We start from the raw sequence: 18,048 nt of genomic DNA on the forward strand, positions 1-18,048 counted from the left end.
TCACTTCTTCTTTTTCTTTCGCTTGGTCCTCGCGGCGGCCATCAGGTCCGCCGTGGGGACGGCGGGCTCGGCGCTGTGGGTGAAGCCGCCGGCCTCCTCGCGCGTGAGCGAGGTGCGCATCGGGTGCTTGTCGAGCACCTTCAGGCTGCGGGCCAGGTCCGCGAGCAGCAGGTCGGCCATGTCGTGGGTGAAGCCGTGGCGCAGCACCGCGCGCAGGATGGTCTCGTCCTGGCGGTCGGCGGGCAGGGGGTAGGCGGCGATCAGCCAGCCGCGGGTGCGCAGGCGATCGGACAGGTCGTAGAGGTTGAGCGTCGAGTCGCCCGCGACCTTCCAGGAGACGGCGGTGATGCCGCGGCGCGGGTCGGAGTCGTGGATGAGTTCGAACGGCCCGATCTCGGTGAGCCCCTTGGCCAGATGCTGTCCGGCGTTGTAGATGGCGGTCTGCACATTGTGGTAGCCGATGCGGCCGAGCCGGATGAAGTCGTAGTACTGGGTGACGGCCTGCCCGCCGGGGCGGGAGAAGTTCAGGTTGAAGGTGGGCATATTGCCGCCGAGGTAGTCGACGTTGAAGATGAGTTCCTCGGGCAGGTCCGCCTCGGTCCGCCAGATCGCCCAGCCCGCGCCCAGCGGCGCGAGTCCGGTCTTGTGGCCGGAGGCGTTGATGGACTTGACCCGGGGGAGCCGGAAATCCCAGCTGATCTCGGGTGCGCAGAAGGGGGCGAGGAAGCCGCCGCTGGCCGCGTCGACGTGGATCGGGATGTCGAGGCCGGTCTTCTCCTGTAGCGCGTCGAGCGCGTCGCTGATGCCCTCGACATCCTCGAACAGGCCGGTGAAGGTCTGGCCGAAGGTCGGCACCACCATGATGGTGTTCTCGTCGCAGTGGGCGGCGACGTCGTCGGGGTGCATGGTGTAGCGCTCGCCGCGCAACGGGACCTGCCGGATCTCCACGTCGAAGTAGCGGGCGAACTTCTCCCAGCACACCTGCACCGGACCGCACACGAAGTTGGGGAGGCCGGTGCCGCCGCGTTTGCGCCAGCGGAACTTGGCGGCCAGTCCGCCCAGCATGGCGGCCTCGCTGGACCCGGTGGTGGAGGTGCCGAGGGTGCCCATCGGGTCGGGGGAGTTCCACAGGTCGGCCAGCATGTGCACGCAGCGCTGCTCGAGTTCGGCGGTCTGGGGGTATTCGTCCTTGTCGACGATGTTCTTGTCCAGGCATTCGTTCATCAGCCGCCGGGCCTGGTCGTCGACCCAGGTGGTGCAGAAGGTGGCCAGGTTCATCCGGGAGACGCCGTCGAGCAGCAGTTCGTCGTGCACGATCTGGTAGGCGACCTGCGGGAACGTCTCGTGCTCGGGGAACCCGCGGTGTGGCGCGGCGCGTTTGATGCCGGGCATCGCGAAGACGTCGTCGGGTTCGAGAATGCCGGTCATGGGGCTCCGATCTCGCGCACGCAGAGGTTTGCCGCATCGATGGTAGCCAGCTCTGCTCATCGAAACTGGTTCTGCAAGCTACCGTTTCGTAATCGGTAGATAGTTGCTGAAAGGTTACTATTCAGCGCGGTGGCGGGGAACGGTTCGGTGGAGTGACTGGAAAGGGGATTTCTGGCCGTGTGGTGCCAATTCGCCATGACGATCCTCTACTACCCGAGCCTGTTGGCTTATATGGCAAGCACTTCCTACCTGAAGAGTGTCGGCGACCTGAAGACTGGTGACACGGTCGATTCCGACGACCACCACTGACCACGGGAGGACGCCCATGACCAGTACCGTTGAAACCGAGGACGATTCGACGACGGCCGCTCTGCGCGCGGCCGTGAAGGAACTCATGCCGCGGGCGAAAAGCGATCTCGCCCAGCTCGTCTCGTTCAAGTCGGTGTACGACGCCCGGCAGTTCCCGATCGAGGAATGCGAGAAGACCGCGAAGTGGGAGGCCGACGCCTTCCGGGCGGAGGGCCTCACCGATGTCGGGCTGTACGAGACGCCCGACGGCAGCAAGTCCGTGGTCGCGCGCAGCGAGACCCCCGCGGGCGCGCCGACGATCATGCTGTACTGCCACTACGACGTGCAGCCGCCGCTCGACGACGCCGCCTGGCAGACCCCGGTCTGGCAGCTCACCGAGAGGAACGGCCGCTGGTACGGGCGCGGCGCCGCCGACTGCAAGGGCAATATCGTCATGCACCTGACCGCGCTGCGGGCGCTGCGCAAGGTGTACGGCGACGACTTCCCGGTCGGGCTGGTGCTGGTGTCGGAGGGCTCCGAGGAGCAGGGCACCGGCGGCCTGGAGGAGTTCGTGCCCGGCAATGCCGACCTGCTGCGCGCCGACACCCTGCTGATCTGCGACTGCGGCAACTTCGCGGTCGGCGTCCCCACCTTCACCCAGACCCTGCGCGGCAATGTGAACGTGGTCGTCACCGTCGAAACCCTGTCCGGCCCCATGCATTCCGGCATGTTCGGCGGTCCGGCCCCCGACGCGCTCGCGGCCATGATCCACCTGCTGGCCACGCTGCGCGACGCGGACGGCAACACCACCGTCGACGGCCTGCGCAACGACCAGGTGTGGGAGGGCCACGACTACCCGGAGGCCCAATTCCGTTCCGACGCCGATGTTCTCGACGGTGTCGACCTGCTCGGCAGCGGCAGGGTGGCCGACATGCTGTGGGCGCGACCGGCGCTGACCGTGCTCGGCATGGACGTCCCGGCCGTGGTCGGCTCCTCGGCGGCCATCCAGCCCAAGACCCGGGCGCGGCTCAACCTGCGGATCCCGCCGGGCACCAAGCCGGACGAGGCGCTGAAAGCTCTGACCGCACACCTGAAGTCGCACGCGCCGTGGCACGCGAAGGTGACCGTCCAGACCGAGGCCACCGGCTCGCCGTTCGTCGGCAGCACCGACGGCCCGGCGCGGCAAGCCATGTCGTCGGCCATGGAGGCCGCCTACGGCCGGCCCGCCACCACCGAGGGGCAGGGCGGCTCGATCCCGCTGTGCAATGTCTTCGCCGACACCTATCCGGAGGCCGAGATCATGCTCATGGGCGTCGAGGAACCCAAGTGCCTGATCCACGCGCCGAACGAGAGCGTCGATCCGACGGAGATCGAGAACATGGCCCTCGCCGAGGCGCTCTTCCTGGCTTCCTACCGATAGCGCGGGTCAGCGGTAATTTTTTCGCGTTCCGCCGTGCGGGTGCTCGAGTCGGTGAACACTGAACTGGTCATTTCGGTCAGAGAAGGGAAGGTTCGCCGACTCGAGGGAGCCAGCATGAAGCACGGCAGAACCCCGGCCACCACGGCCGCGTTTCTCACCACCGTCACACTGTCATCGCTGTTCATCACCTCCGGCACCACCACGGCCGCCCCGGAAGACGTCACCGTCACCGCGAGCCTGGCCGACAGAACCGCCTCGATCACACTCGACAACGGCAGCTTCGCCGTCGAGAACGGCACTCTGGTCATCCGCGAGCCGGGCGGGCAGGTCGTCCGCACCCTCGCGCTGTACTACAAGGTCGACGACCTCCGGTACCCGATCCGAGCCCTGGTCTCCGACCAGTCGGTCGAGCTGACCCCGGAATCCGATCCCGGCCAGGCCATCCTCGACCCCACCCCCGGCGCCCTGCCGCTGCCCGACACCCAGCAGCAGCAACAGGACAGGTTCGACACCACCGTCGCGCAGGGCGCGGCCATCGGCGCGCTCGCCGGCGGCATCCCGGGGGCGGCGGCGGGCTGTGCCCTCGGCGCGGGGCCAGGCGCGGGCGTCGGAGCCATCGCGGGCGGCGTGCTCGGGTTCATCGCGGGCATCATCGCGGCCGCGCTGCTGGCGCCGGTCATCGTCTCCGGTGAGATGGTGCTGGTGCCCGGATTCGCGGAGGCCGGCGCGGCGCTCGGCGTCGCGGGCGGCGCGATCACCGGCACCGTCGGCGGCTGCACCCTGGGCGCGGCCATCATCGGCGGCGCGAGTGCCCTGGTCGGCGCTCTGGTGGGCGCCGGGGTCGGCGCGGCGGTCGCGCAGTTCACCACGAATCCGCCTCCGCCGCAGTAGTTTCCATGAACTCGCGCCGCCGGGCGGTGGCCGCTCCCGCCCGGCGGCGCGGAATCAGAATTCGGCGTTGTCCTCGGGTTCCACGACCCGGAATTCGGTATTGGCCGGACCCATTTCGGCCAGCCGACCGAAATAGATGCCCTGTGCCGCGGGCTCGATGATCCCGTAGTGGATGGGGAAGGCGATGCGGGGATTTACCGCCCGCAGGTAATCGACGGCCTCGCTGATACGCATCCACGGTGCGACGGCGGGAATGGCGAGAACGCCGACGGGTGTCGGCGGAACCCACAGTGAATCACCGGGGTGGACGAGTTGAGATGGATCTTCCGCGGTGCCGAGTTGGAAGACAGTGTTGTCTATTACCGGGATCTCCGGGTGGATGACCGCGTGCCGGCCACCGCCGCCAGTAATTTGGACGTCACCGACTTTCAGTACATTTCCGGCATGAACCGCCTCCCAGGGCTCACCCCGCTGCAGCGCGGTCTGCGGGTCCGACAGGAGCCTGGCCTGCGGATTCGCCTCGATCAGGGCCCCGATCCGGTTCGAGTCGATGTGGTCGGGGTGCTGATGGGTGACCGCGATCGCGTCCAATCCGGTGATGCCCTCGAATCCGTGCGAGAAATTGCCCGGATCGAATAGGATCTTCGCGCCGTTCAGTTCCACCAGAATGCAGGAATGTCCGAAATGGGCTATGCGCATGGGACAACGGTAGCCCCGCAGCGGCCTGGCACGCTCCGTCAGTCGCCCCGGGTCGCGGCCGACCCCTGTGTGGCGCAGGCCACGGACGGTCAGCCCCGGCGCGGCCCGCGCCGCCCCCGCCAACTACGCTGATCAGCGATACCCCCCGCTCGGCCCGGCATGCCCGGACCGAGCGCCGCCCCACCAGCTGAGGAGCAACGCGTGGCACGTGTCGTGGTCGAGGTGATGCCGAAGGCCGAGATCCTGGATCCGCAGGGACAGGCCATCGTCGGAGCGCTGGGGCGTCTCGGGCACCCCGGGATCTCGGATGTGCGGCAGGGCAAGCGATTCGAGCTGGACGTCGCCGACGACGTCAGCGACGCCGATCTCGAGCAGATCGCCGAAACGCTGCTGGCCAACGTCGTGATCGAGGACTGGAAGGTCGTCCGGCTGTGAGCGCCCGCATCGGTGTCATCACCTTCCCGGGCACGCTCGACGACGTCGACGCCGCCCGGGCCGTGAAACTGGCCGGATCCGAGCCCGTTTCGCTGTGGCACGCCGATGCCGACCTCAAGCAGGTCGACGCGGTCGTCGTGCCCGGCGGGTTCTCCTACGGCGACTACTTGCGCGCGGGCGCCATCGCCTCGATGGCCCCTGTCATGGGCGAGGTCATCAAGGCCGCCGAGCAGGGCATGCCGATCCTGGGCATCTGCAACGGCTTCCAGATCCTCTGCGAGGCGGGCCTGCTGCCGGGCGCGCTGACCCGCAACGAGGGCCTGCACTTCGTCTGCCGCGACCAGTGGCTGACCGTCGAGCAGACCGACACCGCCTGGACCACCCGCTATGAGCCGGGCGCCCAGATCCTCATCCCCGTCAAGAACGCCGAGGGCCGCTTCCAGGCGTCCGCCGAGGTGCTCGACGAGCTCGAGGGCGAGGGCCGCGTGGTCTTCCGCTACGCGGGCGGCAACCCCAACGGGTCGCAGCGCGACATCGCGGGCATCACCTCCGCGAACCGTCGCATCGTCGGCCTGATGCCGCACCCCGAGCACGCCACCGAGCCGCTCACCGGCCCCAGCGACGACGGCCTGGGCCTGTTCCTGTCCGTGCTGGACAGCCTGGTCTCCGCGTAATCACGCGAACAAACGAATAACTAGATCCCGTCGAGGATCTCGAAGTCGATACCGCCCGCCCTGGCCAGCCAGGTCGGGCGGATCGCTTGTCGGCCCTCGAATCCGAGCTCGCCCCACGGGGTTTCGATGACCGGACGGTCCGCGATCGCGGACTGGATCCGTCGCACGTCCAGGGAACCGGCCAGCTCCGCCATGCCGCGCAGGGTGTGGATGGCCTCGTAACTGGTGTTGCTGAAGTTCGTCAGGGAGGGCGCGAAGCCCCCGTGTAGTCGGCGGTAGCGGTTCTGCCGCTCCCGGTCGTGCGGGCCGTTCACGAAGAATCCGGACGGCACGAACAGATTGTGGTTCGCGCCGCCGCCCGCGGCCAGCAGCACGTTCTCGTCCACCGCCGGGCTCACCCGGACCTGCTGCGCGGTCCGGCCCGCGCGGGTGAACTGCACATTGAAGCGGGCCACGTCCGCGCCCACCAGCAGCACGATCACGCCGTCCGCCTGATCCAGTCGCGGATCGTCGAGGAAGTCCCGGAAATCGTGGGTGTTCATGGGCACGAACACCTCCAGTGGGATCAGCTCCGGATCCGTGAGCGCGGCCCGCACCGCCGCCGCCGTGCGCCGCGGCCACACGTAGTCGTTGCCGATGATCGCCCAGCGGCGCGCGTCGCAGGAGCGGCGCAGCCAGTCCAGGGCGGGCAGGATCTGATGCTGCGGGTCCGCGCCGATCATGAACAGGCCCGCGGGGGCCGATGCCGAGTCCATGCCCTCGTGATCGGTGGCGAACAGATAGGGCACCCGTCCCGCGGTCACCCGCTCCACCGCCCGCCGCACCGCCGAGGTGTGCCATCCCGTGACAGCCCGCACCAGGCCGGTGGCCAGCAGCGCGGACACCTCCGCCGCCACCACGGGCGGTTCCCGGCCCCCGTCTATGTGGGTGACGCGCAATTCTCTTCCGAGAATTCCGGTACCGGAGTTGATTTCTTCCAACGCCAGAGAAATGGCCGCCTCACAGGAAGGCCCGAAGATACCGCCGGGACCCTGCTGCGGAACTATGTTGATGATCTCGAAGACGTTCTCGGGATTCCCGTCGAACGGGGACATCGGTTACCCTTCCCCTCGTTCAAGCGGTTTTCTGACGGGCGGGAAATATGGCGACAATTCTAGGTGGATTTTCTACCTTGCATGGAGCCCTCCGGGCTGCCGAGCGGAGTTGGCTTCGTCACCTGGACGCCGCGCTGTGCGCGCGGCGGCTGACCGCCGACCAGTGGTGCATGCTCACCAATCTCTCCGCCGACATCGGCATCACCATGAGTGAACTGGCGTCGCGGGCCCAGCTGGCCCCGTCCTCGGCCACCCGGCACGCCGATCACCTGGCCGAGCGCGGACTCATCTTCCGGGTCGCCGCGGCCGACGACCGCCGCCGCATCCTCATCGGATTGAGCCGCCGCGGCGAGGAACTCGTCGCCGAGGTGCGCGCCGAGGAGGCCCGCGCCGAGGCCGAGATGCGCCGCAGTCTCGGCAACGACGACTACCTCGAGCTGGTCCGCCTGCTGGGCCGCGTCGCCGAAGCCCCGCTGCCCGGGTAGCTCCCGGCTGCCCGCCGTGGGCTCGGGTCGGCGGATAAGCTCGAGGCCATGCCTGTTGCCGAGACCACCGCGACCGCCGCCGGCCTGTGTGCGTTCATCGATGCCTCCCCGTCGCCGTTCCACGTTTGCCGCACTGTCGCAGCGGAACTCGACGACCACGGCTTCACCCGGCTCTCCGAATCGGCGCCCTGGCCTTCCGGCAGCGCGGGCCGCTACTACGTGGTGCGCGGCGGCTCCCTGGTCGCGTGGGCGGACGGCGGACCCGGCGCGCCCGCCGGGCAGGCCACGCCCTTCCGCGTGGTCGGCGCGCACACCGACAGCCCCAACCTGCGGGTGAAGCAGCACCCGGACACGGCCGTCGCGGGCTGGCAGATGGTCGGGCTGGAACCCTACGGCGGCGCCTGGCTCAACTCCTGGCTCGACCGCGACCTCGGCATCTCCGGGCGGATCTCGGTGCGCGACGGAAACCTGGTGCGGGAGCGGCTGATTCGCATCGACGAACCCCTCCTGCGGGTGCCGCAACTGGCCATCCACCTCTCCGACGACCGGCGCGGGGTGCAGCTGGATCCGCAGCGGCACGTGAACGCGGTGTGGGGGATCGGCGGCGAACCGCGCTCCTTCCTGGCGTTCGTCGCCGAACGCTCCGGCATCGAGCCCGAGGCGGTGCTCGGCTGGGAACTCATGACCCATGATCTGGCGCCGTCCACGCTGATCGGCCGCGACCGCGACCTGGTCAGCGCGCCCCGGCTCGACAATCAGGGCACCTGCTACGCCGGCCTGCGCGCCTTCCTGGCCGCCATCGCCGAACCCGGTGCGGCCGTGCCGGTGCTGGCCATGTTCGACCACGAGGAGGTCGGCAGCCAGTCCGATCGCGGCGCGCAGTCCGACCTGCTGCCCACCGTGCTGGAACGCATCGTGCTCACCCGCGGCGGCGGCCGCGCCGAATACCTGACGGCGCTGGCCGGTTCGATCTGCGCGTCCGGCGACATGGCGCACGCCACCCACCCCAACTACCCGGACCGGCACGAGCCCCTGCACCGCATCGAGGTGAACGGGGGACCGGTGCTCAAGGTCAACCAGAACCTGCGCTACGCCACCGACGCCACCGGCGCGGGCGCCTTCGCGCTGGCCTGCGCGCAGGCCGATGTCCCGCTGCAGCGCTACGTGCACCGGGCCGACCTGCCGTGCGGCTCCACCATCGGGCCGATGACCGCGGCCCGCACCGGCATGCCCACCGTGGATGTCGGTGCGGCCCAGCTGGCCATGCACTCGGCGCGCGAAATGATGGGCGCGGCCGACGTGGCCGCCTACGCGGCGGCGCTCGCGGCGTTCCTGACGCCGGAAGCCGTCGGCTGATCCACCGTCCGAAACGAAGGGCCGCCCGCACAATTCGTGCGGGCGGCCCTTTCGTCGTTTCGGGGTACTAGGCCTTCGACAGTTCGGCGTCGGCCGCCGCGGCCTTCGGGTGATAGGTCAGCGCCGCCACCACGAACACGATCAGCGTGAACAGCACGTAGCTGTTGCCCACGATCTGCTGCCACCAGTTCCAGGTCAGCTCGCGGTCGTGGTCGTGCGGGAGCAGCCACATCGGGCCGATCGCGAACATCACCACGGCCGCGCCCACCGCGCCCAGGAACCACGGATTGCGGCGGCCGCGCGAGATCGCGTCGGCGGCCACGATCAGCGCGGGCGCGATCCACACCCAGTGATGCGACCAGGAGACCGGCGAGACCAGCAGCACCGCCGCGGCATTCACCATCAGCGCGGCCACATTCGAGCCCGCGTCCAGCAGCCGCTTCATCCACAGCGCGGCCAGGGCCACCGCGGCCACCGACAGCACCAGCCAGATCAGCGTGGACATCGAGGTCGAGTAGCCGAGCCGGAACACGAAGCCCTTGATCGACTGATTGCCCGCGTACCAGGGCGGGCCGATACGGCCGGTGTCGGCCAGCGTGTGGAACCAGTACTCCGGCGAATCGTGCGGGAACAGCACGAAACCGACCGCCACCGCGCCGATGGCGGACACGATGAGCGTGATCGCGCCCTTCCAGTCCTTGCGCAGCAGGAAGTAGAGGAGATAGCCGCCGGGGGTCAGCTTCACCGACACCGCGATGCCGATCAGCATGCCGCGCGGCCAGAAGGTCTTGCGCGCCAGGCAGTCCAGCGCCACCGCGGCCATCAGCACCAGGTTGATCTGGCCGAATCCATAGGTCTGGCGGATCGGTTCCAGCAGCTGCAACAGCGCGACCGCGCCGATCACGATCGCCACGCGGGTCTGCCAGGCCAGGGTCGGGCGGATCCGGTCCAGCACCACCCACAGGGTCACGCCCAGCGAGGCGATCGACACCGCCAATACCGCCCATTCGGCGACGGCCAGCGGCATCAGGGCCAGCGGCGCGAAGAACAACGCGGCCAGCGGGGGATAGGTGAACGGCAGTCCGAGTCCGTAGACCGGCGGCATCGGGCCGTACAGATCCTTGCCGTCGAGCCAGGCCCGCGCACCGTTGCGGTACACCTGCAGGTCGATGTATCCGTGCCAGAGCTTGGCCTGATAGCTGATGAAAGCGGACACCGCGAACAGTGCGACCGCGACGAGGAGCAGCTCTCCCTGCCGCCGAGTCAGCCCAGCAGGCGTGGTCACGGGTTGTTCGGTCGGATCCGCGACCCCGGATCGATCGTTCACCGCCACAGAGTAACGGGTGACCGCCCTCGCCCCGGGCAGCGGTCCAGGGCCGGGAAGTGGCGGTCATCACAGCGTGGCGGTGTTGTTCTCGTCCGCTGTAGTGACAACTGATTTCGCGCCGATGCGGGTAACTCCCTGGGCACGCCCAGAATCGGTTCGGAAATCGACCGCCGGTCCGCATGTGGGACCGGTTACGGCCCGTTCGCCGGGCGCTGAAGTCACGGGGAGGCGGAGGAGGCGGCGTCAAGCGCGGAAAACCCAGGCAATAGACTCGGTTCGTATCTCGCCGACATCCAGCAACGCGGGCATTCGCTTCCGACCTGCCCGGCCGAAAGGACTCTGGTATTCCCGTGACCAGCCACGTCGATACCGTCAGCAACGCCGCGGCCACCTCGGACCACCCGCAGCCCTACAAGGAACTCGGCCTCAAGGACGACGAGTACGCCCGGATCAAGGAGATCCTCGGGCGCCGTCCCACCGACGCCGAGCTCGCCATGTACTCGGTGATGTGGTCGGAGCACTGCTCCTACAAGTCCTCCAAGGTGCACCTGCGCTACTTCGGTGAGACCACCACCGACGAGATGAAGAAGTCGATGCTCGCGGGCATCGGCGAGAACGCCGGCGTGGTCGACATCGGCGACGGCTGGGCGGTCACCTTCAAGGTCGAATCGCACAACCACCCCTCCTACGTGGAGCCCTACCAGGGCGCGGCGACCGGCGTCGGCGGCATCGTGCGCGACATCATGGCCATGGGCGCGCGCCCGATCGCGGTGATGGACCAGCTGCGCTTCGGTGCGGCCGACCACCCCGACACCCGGCGCGTGGTCGACGGCGTCGTCCGCGGCGTCGGCGGCTACGGCAACTCGCTGGGCCTGCCGAACGTGGGCGGCGAGACCGTGTTCGACTCGTCCTACCAGGGCAACCCGCTCGTCAACGCGCTGTGCGCGGGCGTCATGCGGGTCGAGGACCTGCACCTGGCCTTCGCCTCCGGCCAGGGCAACAAGATCATCCTGTTCGGCGCGCGCACCGGCCTCGACGGCATCGGCGGCGTGTCCGTGCTCGCCTCGGACACCTTCTCCGGCGACGAATCCGGCTCCGGCCGCAAGAAGCTCCCCAGCGTCCAGGTCGGCGACCCGTTCGCCGAGAAGGTCCTCATCGAGTGCTGTCTCGAGCTGTACCACGCCGGACTCGTGGTCGGCATCCAGGACCTCGGCGGCGCCGGCCTGTCCTGCGCCACCTCCGAACTGGCCGCGGCCGGTGACGGCGGCATGCTGGTCGACCTGGACCAGGTCCCGCTGCGCGCCGCCGGCATGACCGCCGCCGAGATCCTGTCGAGCGAATCGCAGGAGCGCATGTGCGCGGTCGTCACCCCCGAGAACGTGGACGCCTTCATGGCTGTCTGCCAGAAGTGGGACGTCAACGCCAATGTCATCGGTGAGGTCACCGACGGCGACCGCCTGGTCATCACCTGGCACGGCGAGACCGTCGTCGACGTGCCGCCGCGCACCGTCGCCCACCAGGGCCCGGTCTACGAGCGCCCGGTGCAGCGGCCCGCGGATCAGGATGCGCTGAACGCGGATTCGGCCTCGCGCCTGAACCGCCCGCAGACCGGCGACGAACTGCGCGCCACCCTGATGAAGATGCTGGCCAGCCCGCAGCTGTGCTCGCGCAAGTGGATCACCGAGCAGTACGACCGCTACGTGCGCGGCAACACCGTGCTCGCCGAGCACGCCGACGCCGGCGTGGTCCGCATCGACGAGGAGTCCGGCCGCGGCATCGCCCTGGCCACCGACGCCTCCGGCCGCTACACCAAGCTGGACCCGTACACCGGCGCGCAGCTGGCGCTGGCCGAGGCCTTCCGCAATGTCGCCGTCACCGGCGCCGTCCCGAAGGCCGTCACCAACTGCCTCAACTTCGGTTCGCCGGAGGACCCGGGCGTCATGTGGCAGTTCCAGCAGGCCGTGCGCGGTCTCGCGGACGGCTGTGCGGCCCTGGGCATTCCGGTCACCGGCGGCAATGTGTCGTTCTACAACCAGACCGGCCAGACCGCCATCCTGCCGACCCCCGTGGTCGGCGTGCTCGGCGTCATCGACGATGTGCACCGCCGCATCCCGACCGGCCTGGGCACCGAGCCGGGCGAGACCCTGATCCTGCTCGGCGAGACCCACGACGAGCTCGACGGCTCCATCTGGGCGCAGGTCGAGCACGACCACCTCGGCGGCCTGCCCCCGAAGGTCGACTTCGCCCGCGAGCAGCTGATCTCCGAGATCCTGGTCTCCGGCTCCCGCGACGGCATGGTCTCCGCCGCCCACGACGTCTCCGAAGGCGGCCTGATCCAGACCGTCGTCGAGGCCGCCCTGGCCGGTGAAACCGCCTGCCGCATCATCCTTCCCGAGGGCGCCGACCCGTTCGTCACCCTCTTCTCCGAGTCCGCCGGCCGCGTCCTGGTCGCCGTCCCCCGCTCGGAGGAAACCCGCTTCACCAAGATGTGCGACGCCCGCGGCCTCCCCTGGGCCCGCATCGGCGTCGTCGACGACGGCTCCGACTCCGTCGAGGTCCAGGGTCTGTTCAAGGCCACCCTCGACGAGCTCCGCGCCGCCCACGAGGGCACCCTTCCCGCCCTCTTCGGCAACGCCGACCACTGAGTCGACAGTGACGACGAGAGCCCGCCGGATGCTTCCGGCGGGCTCTCGCCATATTTGCTTGCGGGACAGCTCGATCGAGTCGCCGCCGCGGCGCGGACCTAGTGGAACAGACTGCTCAGCAGCGGGCCGATCACCGGAATCGAGCTCGCGCTACCGGTTCCGGTCGTCGGCGGCGTCGTGGTCGGCGGAGTCGTCGGTGTGCAGCTCGCTCCGGCGGGAGCGCTCTGGACCACGTGGACGTTGGGGATCATGGAATCGATGATCGCGTTGGGGCCGAGCACCGAGTCGTAGGCGAATGCCCCGAGGCTGGTATCGCCCGCATAGGTGGGCGCCCAATTCACGGTCATGCCCTGGCCCGCCACATACGGCAGGGTGGCGATGGTGGTGGTCGTGCCCTGCGGGGCGGGCGCCCAGACGAACGTGATGCTCGAGTAGCCCGCGGCCTGGGCCATCAATGCCGTGGCATCGGTGGCGGACAGGCTGATCGTGTAGGTGGTGCCGACGCAGTAGGCCTGCGAGGCCTGCAGCTGCAGGGTGTTCACCACGCCCGCCGACGCGGTCGTCGCTGTCGCGACCGCGGCCGCCCCCACCGCTGCCATGGCAGCGAACCCGATGCTCGAACGGCCCAGGATCGACTTCTTCATGCTTTGTACTCCCCTAACCAAACCCCTTGGAGATCAAGGGGGACGGCCAGCGTATCCGCTCGGGGCGACAATCTAGTTGATCTTGAAAGGGTCGTGTTCGGCCATCAGTTTCTCCATCCGGGCCTCGTCGATGCGCTGGTGCACCTTCGACGATTCATGCTGGTCGCGAATGACTTTCGCGAGTGTGAAGCTGCTGCTGACCAGGAACAGCATGGCCATCAGGAGGAAGCCGCGCTGCCAGATGTCGAGGGGGAGGTAGGCGATGCCGATGATCAAGGCGCAGAAGCTGATTCCGAAGGCGATCGCGGCCTGCGCCAGAAACGCCGTGGTGGACTTGGTCTGTGCGCTGGGGTTGCTCATGAATCCGAGTGTGGCTGTCGCGCCGTCGAATCGACCGAGTACATCTACTCGAGCCGGGTCGGTAGAAGCCGTGTCCGACACGCCCGGGTGATGGCCCCTCTCACACGTGGGGCTCCCCGGATTCGGGCCGGTTGCGTCCATACTTGACGGGTGCTGGACTCCGCCGACGCCCTGACCCGGTTGCGCTCACGCGCCGCCGTGGTCGCGCGACGGGCGGAGGACATCATCGACCTCAACCACACGGGGTTGGTGGTGGCGACCATCTTCTTCGCGTGGTCGGTGACGCCCTCGCTGGTGCCGCGAGATTGGTTGTTCCAGGGCCTGATCTCGGGGCTCAACGCCGCCATCGGGTACGGCGTCGGATGTGTTCTGCAATGGGCGTTCCTGCGGTGGGCGCGGCCACGGATTCCGGTCGAGGCGCCGCCCGAATGGGTGCGCTACCTGGTGAAGGTCACGGTGGTCGTGGCGTGTGCCCTGGTGGCCGCCTACATGCTGGTGCTGTCGGCGGACTGGCAGCGCGAGATCACCAGCCTCATGAACATGGAGGGCACCACCCGCGCCGCGTATCTGCGTACGGGTGGACTGAGCGTGGCGGTCGGCGCGCTCGTCGTCGCCGTCTACCGGACGCTGCGGGAGGCGGTGCGGTTCCTGGCTCGGCTGCTCAGCCGGTGGGTAAAGGTGCCGCCCGCGCTCGCGCCCGCCATCGGGGCGCTGCTGCTGACCGTGCTGATCGTGACCCTGTTCAACGGCGTCGCCACCCGGGCCTTCTTCGCGGTCGCCAACTCGGCGTTCAGTGTGCGCAATGACAAGATGAGCGACTTCGCGGTGCAGCCGGTGAAGCCGGAGCGTTCCGGGAGCCCGGCCTCACTGGCCAAGTGGGAGACGCTGGGGTCGGAGGGGCGGTGGTTCGTCTCGCACGGACCCGATCCGGTATTGATCAGCGCCGTCACCGGAAAGCCCGCGCGCGAACCGATTCGGGTGTACGTGGGACTGAAATCGGCGACCCAGGACATGCGCGAGGAGGACATGGCCGTCGCCGAACTCGAGCGCACCGGGGCCTTCGACCGCAAGGTGCTGGTGCTGGCCACCACCACCGGGACCGGCTGGGTGAACGGGGAGGCGGCCGCCGCGCTCGAATACATGTGGGGCGGCGACACCGCGATCGTGGCCTCGCAGTACTCGTATCTGCCGAGCGTGCTGTCGTTCCTGGCGGACCGTGAGAAGGTCGCGGCCAACGGGCGCACCATGTTCGACGCGGTGTACCGGGCCTGGTCGCAACGGCCGGCCGACCATCGGCCCAAGCTGCTCGTGTACGGCGAGAGCCTCGGCTCGCAGGGCTCCGAGTCCGCCTTCGATGGGCTGGCCGATCTGCGCTCCAAGGTCGACGGCGCGCTGTGGGTGGGGCCGCCCAACTCGAATCGACTGTGGCGGCAGTTCGTTCAACGCCGCGACCTGGGCACCCGCGAAGTGGATCCGATCTACGCCGACGGGCTGGTGGTCCGGTTCGCCGCCACCGCCGAGGATTTGAACCGGCCCTCACCGGAGTGGCGCAAACCGCGCATCGCCTACCTGCAGCATCCGTCCGACCCCATCGTGTGGTGGTCGTCGGATCTCATCTTCTCCCAACCGGATTGGCTGTCCGAACCGCGCGGCGCGGACGTGTCCTCGCAGATGCGGTGGTGGCCGTTCGTCACCTTCTGGCAGGTCGTCGCCGACCTCACCAACGCCCAGGGCGTCAGCGACGGGCACGGCCACCGGTACGGCTCCCTGGTCCTCGACGGCTGGGCCGCCGTCGCCGCGCCGCCGGACTGGACGCCGGTCCTCGGGGAACGCATCCGCACCCAGATCGAGCTCGCGGAGGCGTACGAGCGGGCGGTCAAGTAGCGTGCGCGCCCGGGCTCACGCGCTGCTGCATCCGAAAGCCCTGGCCGCCATGGTGATACCGCTGGCCTGGAGCAACTACCTGCTCCCGGCCCTGCGCCTGGACCTGCGCGGCCGCACCGCCGCCAACACCGGCTACGCGCTCGCGTACACCCTCGTCTTTCGGGGAGACCCGAACTTCCTGTCCCGCCGCGGCATCCGGTCCGGTGCTGTCGCCGCGGCCACCGTGCTGTCCGGCTACGCTGCGGCCCTTGCCATTCCGGCCGCCCGCCGCCACCTCGCCGGACTGGCCGACCGCGGCCCCGGCGTCTCCACCCTGGAATGGACCGCCCTGCACATTCCCGGCGGCACCGTCCTGACCGAGGAACTCGTCTACCGCGCCACCCTGACGCCGCTGCTGGAACGCTCGGCGGGCGAGATCGGAACCGGTGTGGGCGCACTGGTTTTCGGCCTCTCCCACATCCAGCCCGCCCGCGCCGCCGCCGACCCGATCACCGGCACCGTCGCCCTCACCGCGGGGGCGGGGCTGGTGTTCGACCTGCTGCGCCGCCACACCGGCAGCGCCGCCGCCCCGGCCCTGCTGCATCTGGCCCTGAACGCGGGCGGAGCCCTCGCCCCTCGACTGGCCCGCCGCCTCGCGCAGTAGCCTCACGGCATGGCGCGACGAGGTGCGGTGGATCCGGCGGAGGTGCGAGCGGCGGTCGCCGCGGTGGGGGAGTGGCTGCGCGACGACTCCGCGCCCGCGCCCGCCCGCACCGAGATCGCGGCGGCCGTCCGCGGCACCGCCCGGGCGCTCGCGGCCGACGCCCCCGGTCACTCGGTCGAGGTGCGGGTTCCGCCCTTCGTCGCCGTCCAATGCATCGAGGGCCCCAGGCACACCCGCGGCAATCCGCCCAATGTTGTCGAAACAGATGCTCGGACTTGGCTGTTGCTGGCGACCGGTCTGCTCGACTTCACCGCCGCGGTGGAGTCGGCCGCCCTCACCGCCTCCGGGAGCCGCGCGGGCGAGGTCGCGCGCTGGCTGCCGGTCGTCCCGCTCTGACCGCTACGCCGCCGCGTCCGGCAGGGTCGCGGGCTTGCGTTCCAAGCCTTTCCGGTCGTAGAAGCGCGTGATGAACAGGCCGAACACCACGCCGATGGCCAGGCCCAGCAGCGCCATCCAGACGCCGCGGGTCAGGCCGGCCTGCCCGTCGCCGAAGAAGTAGAGGATCGAGCGGGTGCCCAGGAACACCTGGTGCATGGGCTCGAACTTCGCCAGCCAGCCGAAGTACTTCGGGGTCGCCTCGATCGGGATGGTGCCGCCCGAGGACGGCAGGCCCAGGATGATGAACACGATCAGGTTGATGATCAGGCCGGCGGTGCCGATCGCGGCCAGCGTCGAGGCGCAGGTGAAGCCGACGGCGGTGATCACCAGCGCGCCGTAGAGGAAAAGCAGGAGCGGTTTGTCGATCGGCATGCCGAGCAGCGACGCGATGCCCTCCAACGTCCCCGACACCACCACCGCCATCACCGCGATCGCCGACCACTTGATCAGCAGGGTGCGCACCCGGGAGATGGACGCGCGCGGATAGTGCACGTACCAGGGACCCCACTCGGTCGGCAGGAAGCCGAGGGCGGAGTCGATGAGCTGGTGGATGATCATCGCGCCGACCATGCCGACCAGCAGGAGCAGCAGGCTGTAGAAGAAGGCGGTGAGCCCCTCGCCGGAACCGCCCGGGAGCGGCCGGAACTGCTCGGTCACGATGTCCAGCGGCTGCGCCAGCACCAGCCGGGTGGCCGCGGACAGTTCGGTCGGGGGCGCGCCCGGCGGCGGAGTCAGCTGCTTGATGACCTGATCGGTCAGCTGCTTGCCGACCTCGGAGTTCACCTGGGTGAGAGCTTGCTCACCGAACTTCTGCACCACCGCGGTCGCGAACGCGCCGGTGCGCGGATTGGTCTGCAGCGTCAGCGCCGGCTTGGAGATCTCGCCCGGCACCACGCTGCCGACCCCGAGGATGCCGAGCCGTTTGGAGAAGTCGCTGGGAATGATGATGGTGCCGTACACCCGCGCCGACTGCATCTGCAGCTGCGCCTCGTTGATGCCGAGCACCCGCAGATCGATCTTGTCCGCCGGGACCGCCTTGGTGAGCCCGTCCGCGACCTGATCACCGAAGTTCACGTGCTGGACCTGATCGCCGGTCTTCAGGTCGTCGCCGACATCCTGGTTCACCAGAGCGATCGGGAAATCGTGCAGATTCTTCTCCGGGTCCACGACGTAGTCGAGATACATGACACCCAGCAGCGAGGCCAGCAGCGTGACCACCACGATCGGGAAAGCCCACCGGATCGGGCTCAGATGCCTGCGTCGTGGACCGGTTTCCGCGCGACCGGTGCTGTCGGTGCTCGCCACCGTCGCACGCTAACAGCAAACCGCCTGCCATC

17 protein-coding genes are annotated in these 18,048 nt (G+C 69.1%); 10 read left to right on the plus strand and 7 right to left on the minus strand.

Translation table 11 applies throughout. The annotated features are described in order from the left end of the window. Window positions 1-1,428: a glutamate decarboxylase gene (locus ACQP06_RS03100; protein WP_433670327.1), complete on the minus strand. Its 1,428-nt coding sequence runs from the start codon at window positions 1,426-1,428 to the stop codon at window positions 1-3. Between the two features lie 325 nt (window positions 1,429-1,753). Between ACQP06_RS03100 and ACQP06_RS03105 the strand changes: the two genes are divergently transcribed. Beyond that, window positions 1,754-3,136 (plus strand): dipeptidase, encoded by a 1,383-nt coding sequence (locus ACQP06_RS03105; RefSeq protein ID WP_433670329.1) that lies wholly within the window; start codon window positions 1,754-1,756, stop codon window positions 3,134-3,136. Between the two features lie 114 nt (window positions 3,137-3,250). Then, the gene (locus ACQP06_RS03110) at window positions 3,251-4,027 is read left to right on the plus strand and encodes a hypothetical protein (RefSeq protein ID WP_433670331.1); all 777 of its coding nucleotides are present in this window, start codon (window positions 3,251-3,253) and stop codon (window positions 4,025-4,027) included. A 54-nt stretch (window positions 4,028-4,081) separates the two neighbouring features. Here ACQP06_RS03110 and ACQP06_RS03115 read toward each other — a convergent pair whose 3' ends face one another. After that, the gene (locus ACQP06_RS03115; RefSeq protein WP_357089660.1) at window positions 4,082-4,726 is read right to left on the minus strand and encodes an MBL fold metallo-hydrolase; all 645 of its coding nucleotides are present in this window, start codon (window positions 4,724-4,726) and stop codon (window positions 4,082-4,084) included. Between the two features lie 201 nt (window positions 4,727-4,927). Between ACQP06_RS03115 and purS the strand changes: the two genes are divergently transcribed. After that, window positions 4,928-5,161: a phosphoribosylformylglycinamidine synthase subunit PurS gene (purS, locus tag ACQP06_RS03120; RefSeq protein ID WP_357089657.1), complete on the plus strand. Its 234-nt coding sequence runs from the start codon at window positions 4,928-4,930 to the stop codon at window positions 5,159-5,161. Then, entirely contained in the window at window positions 5,158-5,835 is a 678-nt protein-coding gene (gene purQ, locus ACQP06_RS03125; protein ID WP_379105899.1) for a phosphoribosylformylglycinamidine synthase subunit PurQ, read from the plus strand. The genes purS and purQ overlap by 4 nt, the downstream gene beginning before the upstream one ends. 20 nt (window positions 5,836-5,855) lie before the next feature. Here purQ and ACQP06_RS03130 read toward each other — a convergent pair whose 3' ends face one another. Beyond that, the gene (locus tag ACQP06_RS03130) at window positions 5,856-6,929 is read right to left on the minus strand and encodes a substrate-binding domain-containing protein (RefSeq protein WP_433670333.1); all 1,074 of its coding nucleotides are present in this window, start codon (window positions 6,927-6,929) and stop codon (window positions 5,856-5,858) included. Window positions 6,930-7,006: 77 nt separating this feature from the next. Between ACQP06_RS03130 and ACQP06_RS03135 the strand changes: the two genes are divergently transcribed. Next, a complete protein-coding gene (locus tag ACQP06_RS03135; RefSeq protein ID WP_433670334.1) occupies window positions 7,007-7,414 on the plus strand; it encodes a MarR family winged helix-turn-helix transcriptional regulator in 408 nt (135 codons plus the stop codon). A gap of 48 nt (window positions 7,415-7,462) precedes the next feature. Next, a complete protein-coding gene (locus ACQP06_RS03140; protein WP_433670336.1) occupies window positions 7,463-8,770 on the plus strand; it encodes a M18 family aminopeptidase in 1,308 nt (435 codons plus the stop codon). 67 nt (window positions 8,771-8,837) lie between these two features. Here ACQP06_RS03140 and ACQP06_RS03145 read toward each other — a convergent pair whose 3' ends face one another. After that, entirely contained in the window at window positions 8,838-10,097 is a 1,260-nt protein-coding gene (locus ACQP06_RS03145) for a glycosyltransferase 87 family protein (RefSeq protein ID WP_433670338.1), read from the minus strand. Between the two features lie 350 nt (window positions 10,098-10,447). Here ACQP06_RS03145 and purL point away from each other — a divergent pair, with 350 nt between their 5' ends. Continuing rightward, window positions 10,448-12,742 carry a phosphoribosylformylglycinamidine synthase subunit PurL gene (purL, locus tag ACQP06_RS03150; RefSeq protein WP_433670340.1) on the plus strand — a complete coding sequence of 765 codons (2,295 nt, stop codon included), beginning with the start codon at window positions 10,448-10,450 and terminating at the stop codon, window positions 12,740-12,742. Window positions 12,743-12,840: 98 nt separating this feature from the next. Here purL and ACQP06_RS03155 read toward each other — a convergent pair whose 3' ends face one another. Both ACQP06_RS03155 and ACQP06_RS03160 read right to left on the minus strand, forming a co-directional pair. Then, on the minus strand, window positions 12,841-13,386 hold the full coding sequence (locus ACQP06_RS03155; RefSeq protein WP_433670342.1) for a hypothetical protein: 546 nt from the start codon (window positions 13,384-13,386) through the stop codon (window positions 12,841-12,843). 72 nt (window positions 13,387-13,458) lie between these two features. After that, entirely contained in the window at window positions 13,459-13,746 is a 288-nt protein-coding gene (locus ACQP06_RS03160) for a YiaA/YiaB family inner membrane protein (RefSeq protein ID WP_357089635.1), read from the minus strand. A gap of 150 nt (window positions 13,747-13,896) precedes the next feature. Between ACQP06_RS03160 and ACQP06_RS03165 the strand changes: the two genes are divergently transcribed. From ACQP06_RS03165 to ACQP06_RS03175, 3 genes are read left to right on the plus strand one after another with little or no spacing between them, the layout of a single operon-like run. Further along, on the plus strand, window positions 13,897-15,630 hold the full coding sequence (locus ACQP06_RS03165) for an alpha/beta hydrolase (RefSeq protein WP_433670344.1): 1,734 nt from the start codon (window positions 13,897-13,899) through the stop codon (window positions 15,628-15,630). A 1-nt stretch (window position 15,631) separates the two neighbouring features. Beyond that, window positions 15,632-16,273, plus strand: a complete 642-nt coding sequence (locus tag ACQP06_RS03170) for a CPBP family glutamic-type intramembrane protease (protein ID WP_433670345.1) — start codon at window positions 15,632-15,634, stop codon at window positions 16,271-16,273. Between the two features lie 9 nt (window positions 16,274-16,282). Continuing rightward, window positions 16,283-16,669, plus strand: a complete 387-nt coding sequence (locus ACQP06_RS03175) for a sterol carrier family protein (RefSeq protein WP_379276309.1) — start codon at window positions 16,283-16,285, stop codon at window positions 16,667-16,669. A 3-nt stretch (window positions 16,670-16,672) separates the two neighbouring features. Here ACQP06_RS03175 and ACQP06_RS03180 read toward each other — a convergent pair whose 3' ends face one another. Further along, entirely contained in the window at window positions 16,673-18,016 is a 1,344-nt protein-coding gene (locus tag ACQP06_RS03180; RefSeq protein ID WP_433670348.1) for a YhgE/Pip domain-containing protein, read from the minus strand. Between the last annotated feature and the right edge of the window lie 32 nt (window positions 18,017-18,048).

Source organism: Nocardia sp. CA-136227 (assembly GCF_050955695.1).
In the GTDB taxonomy this organism is placed as follows: Bacteria; Actinomycetota; Actinomycetes; order Mycobacteriales; family Mycobacteriaceae; genus Nocardia.

Excerpts from the sequence above, each read along its gene's own strand:
- ACQP06_RS03130 (WP_433670333.1), bottom strand. The coding sequence starts at position 6,929 with ATGTCCCCGTTCGACGGGAATCCCGAGAACGTCTTCGAGATCATCAAC.
- ACQP06_RS03105 (WP_433670329.1), top strand. The coding sequence starts at position 1,754 with ATGACCAGTACCGTTGAAACCGAGGACGATTCGACGACGGCCGCTCTG.
- ACQP06_RS03175 (WP_379276309.1), top strand. The coding sequence starts at position 16,283 with ATGGCGCGACGAGGTGCGGTGGATCCGGCGGAGGTGCGAGCGGCGGTC.
- ACQP06_RS03140 (WP_433670336.1), top strand. The coding sequence starts at position 7,463 with ATGCCTGTTGCCGAGACCACCGCGACCGCCGCCGGCCTGTGTGCGTTC.
- ACQP06_RS03160 (WP_357089635.1), bottom strand. The coding sequence starts at position 13,746 with ATGAGCAACCCCAGCGCACAGACCAAGTCCACCACGGCGTTTCTGGCG.
- ACQP06_RS03100 (WP_433670327.1), bottom strand. The coding sequence starts at position 1,428 with ATGACCGGCATTCTCGAACCCGACGACGTCTTCGCGATGCCCGGCATC.
- ACQP06_RS03110 (WP_433670331.1), top strand. The coding sequence starts at position 3,251 with ATGAAGCACGGCAGAACCCCGGCCACCACGGCCGCGTTTCTCACCACC.
- ACQP06_RS03115 (WP_357089660.1), bottom strand. The coding sequence starts at position 4,726 with ATGCGCATAGCCCATTTCGGACATTCCTGCATTCTGGTGGAACTGAAC.
- ACQP06_RS03155 (WP_433670342.1), bottom strand. The coding sequence starts at position 13,386 with ATGAAGAAGTCGATCCTGGGCCGTTCGAGCATCGGGTTCGCTGCCATG.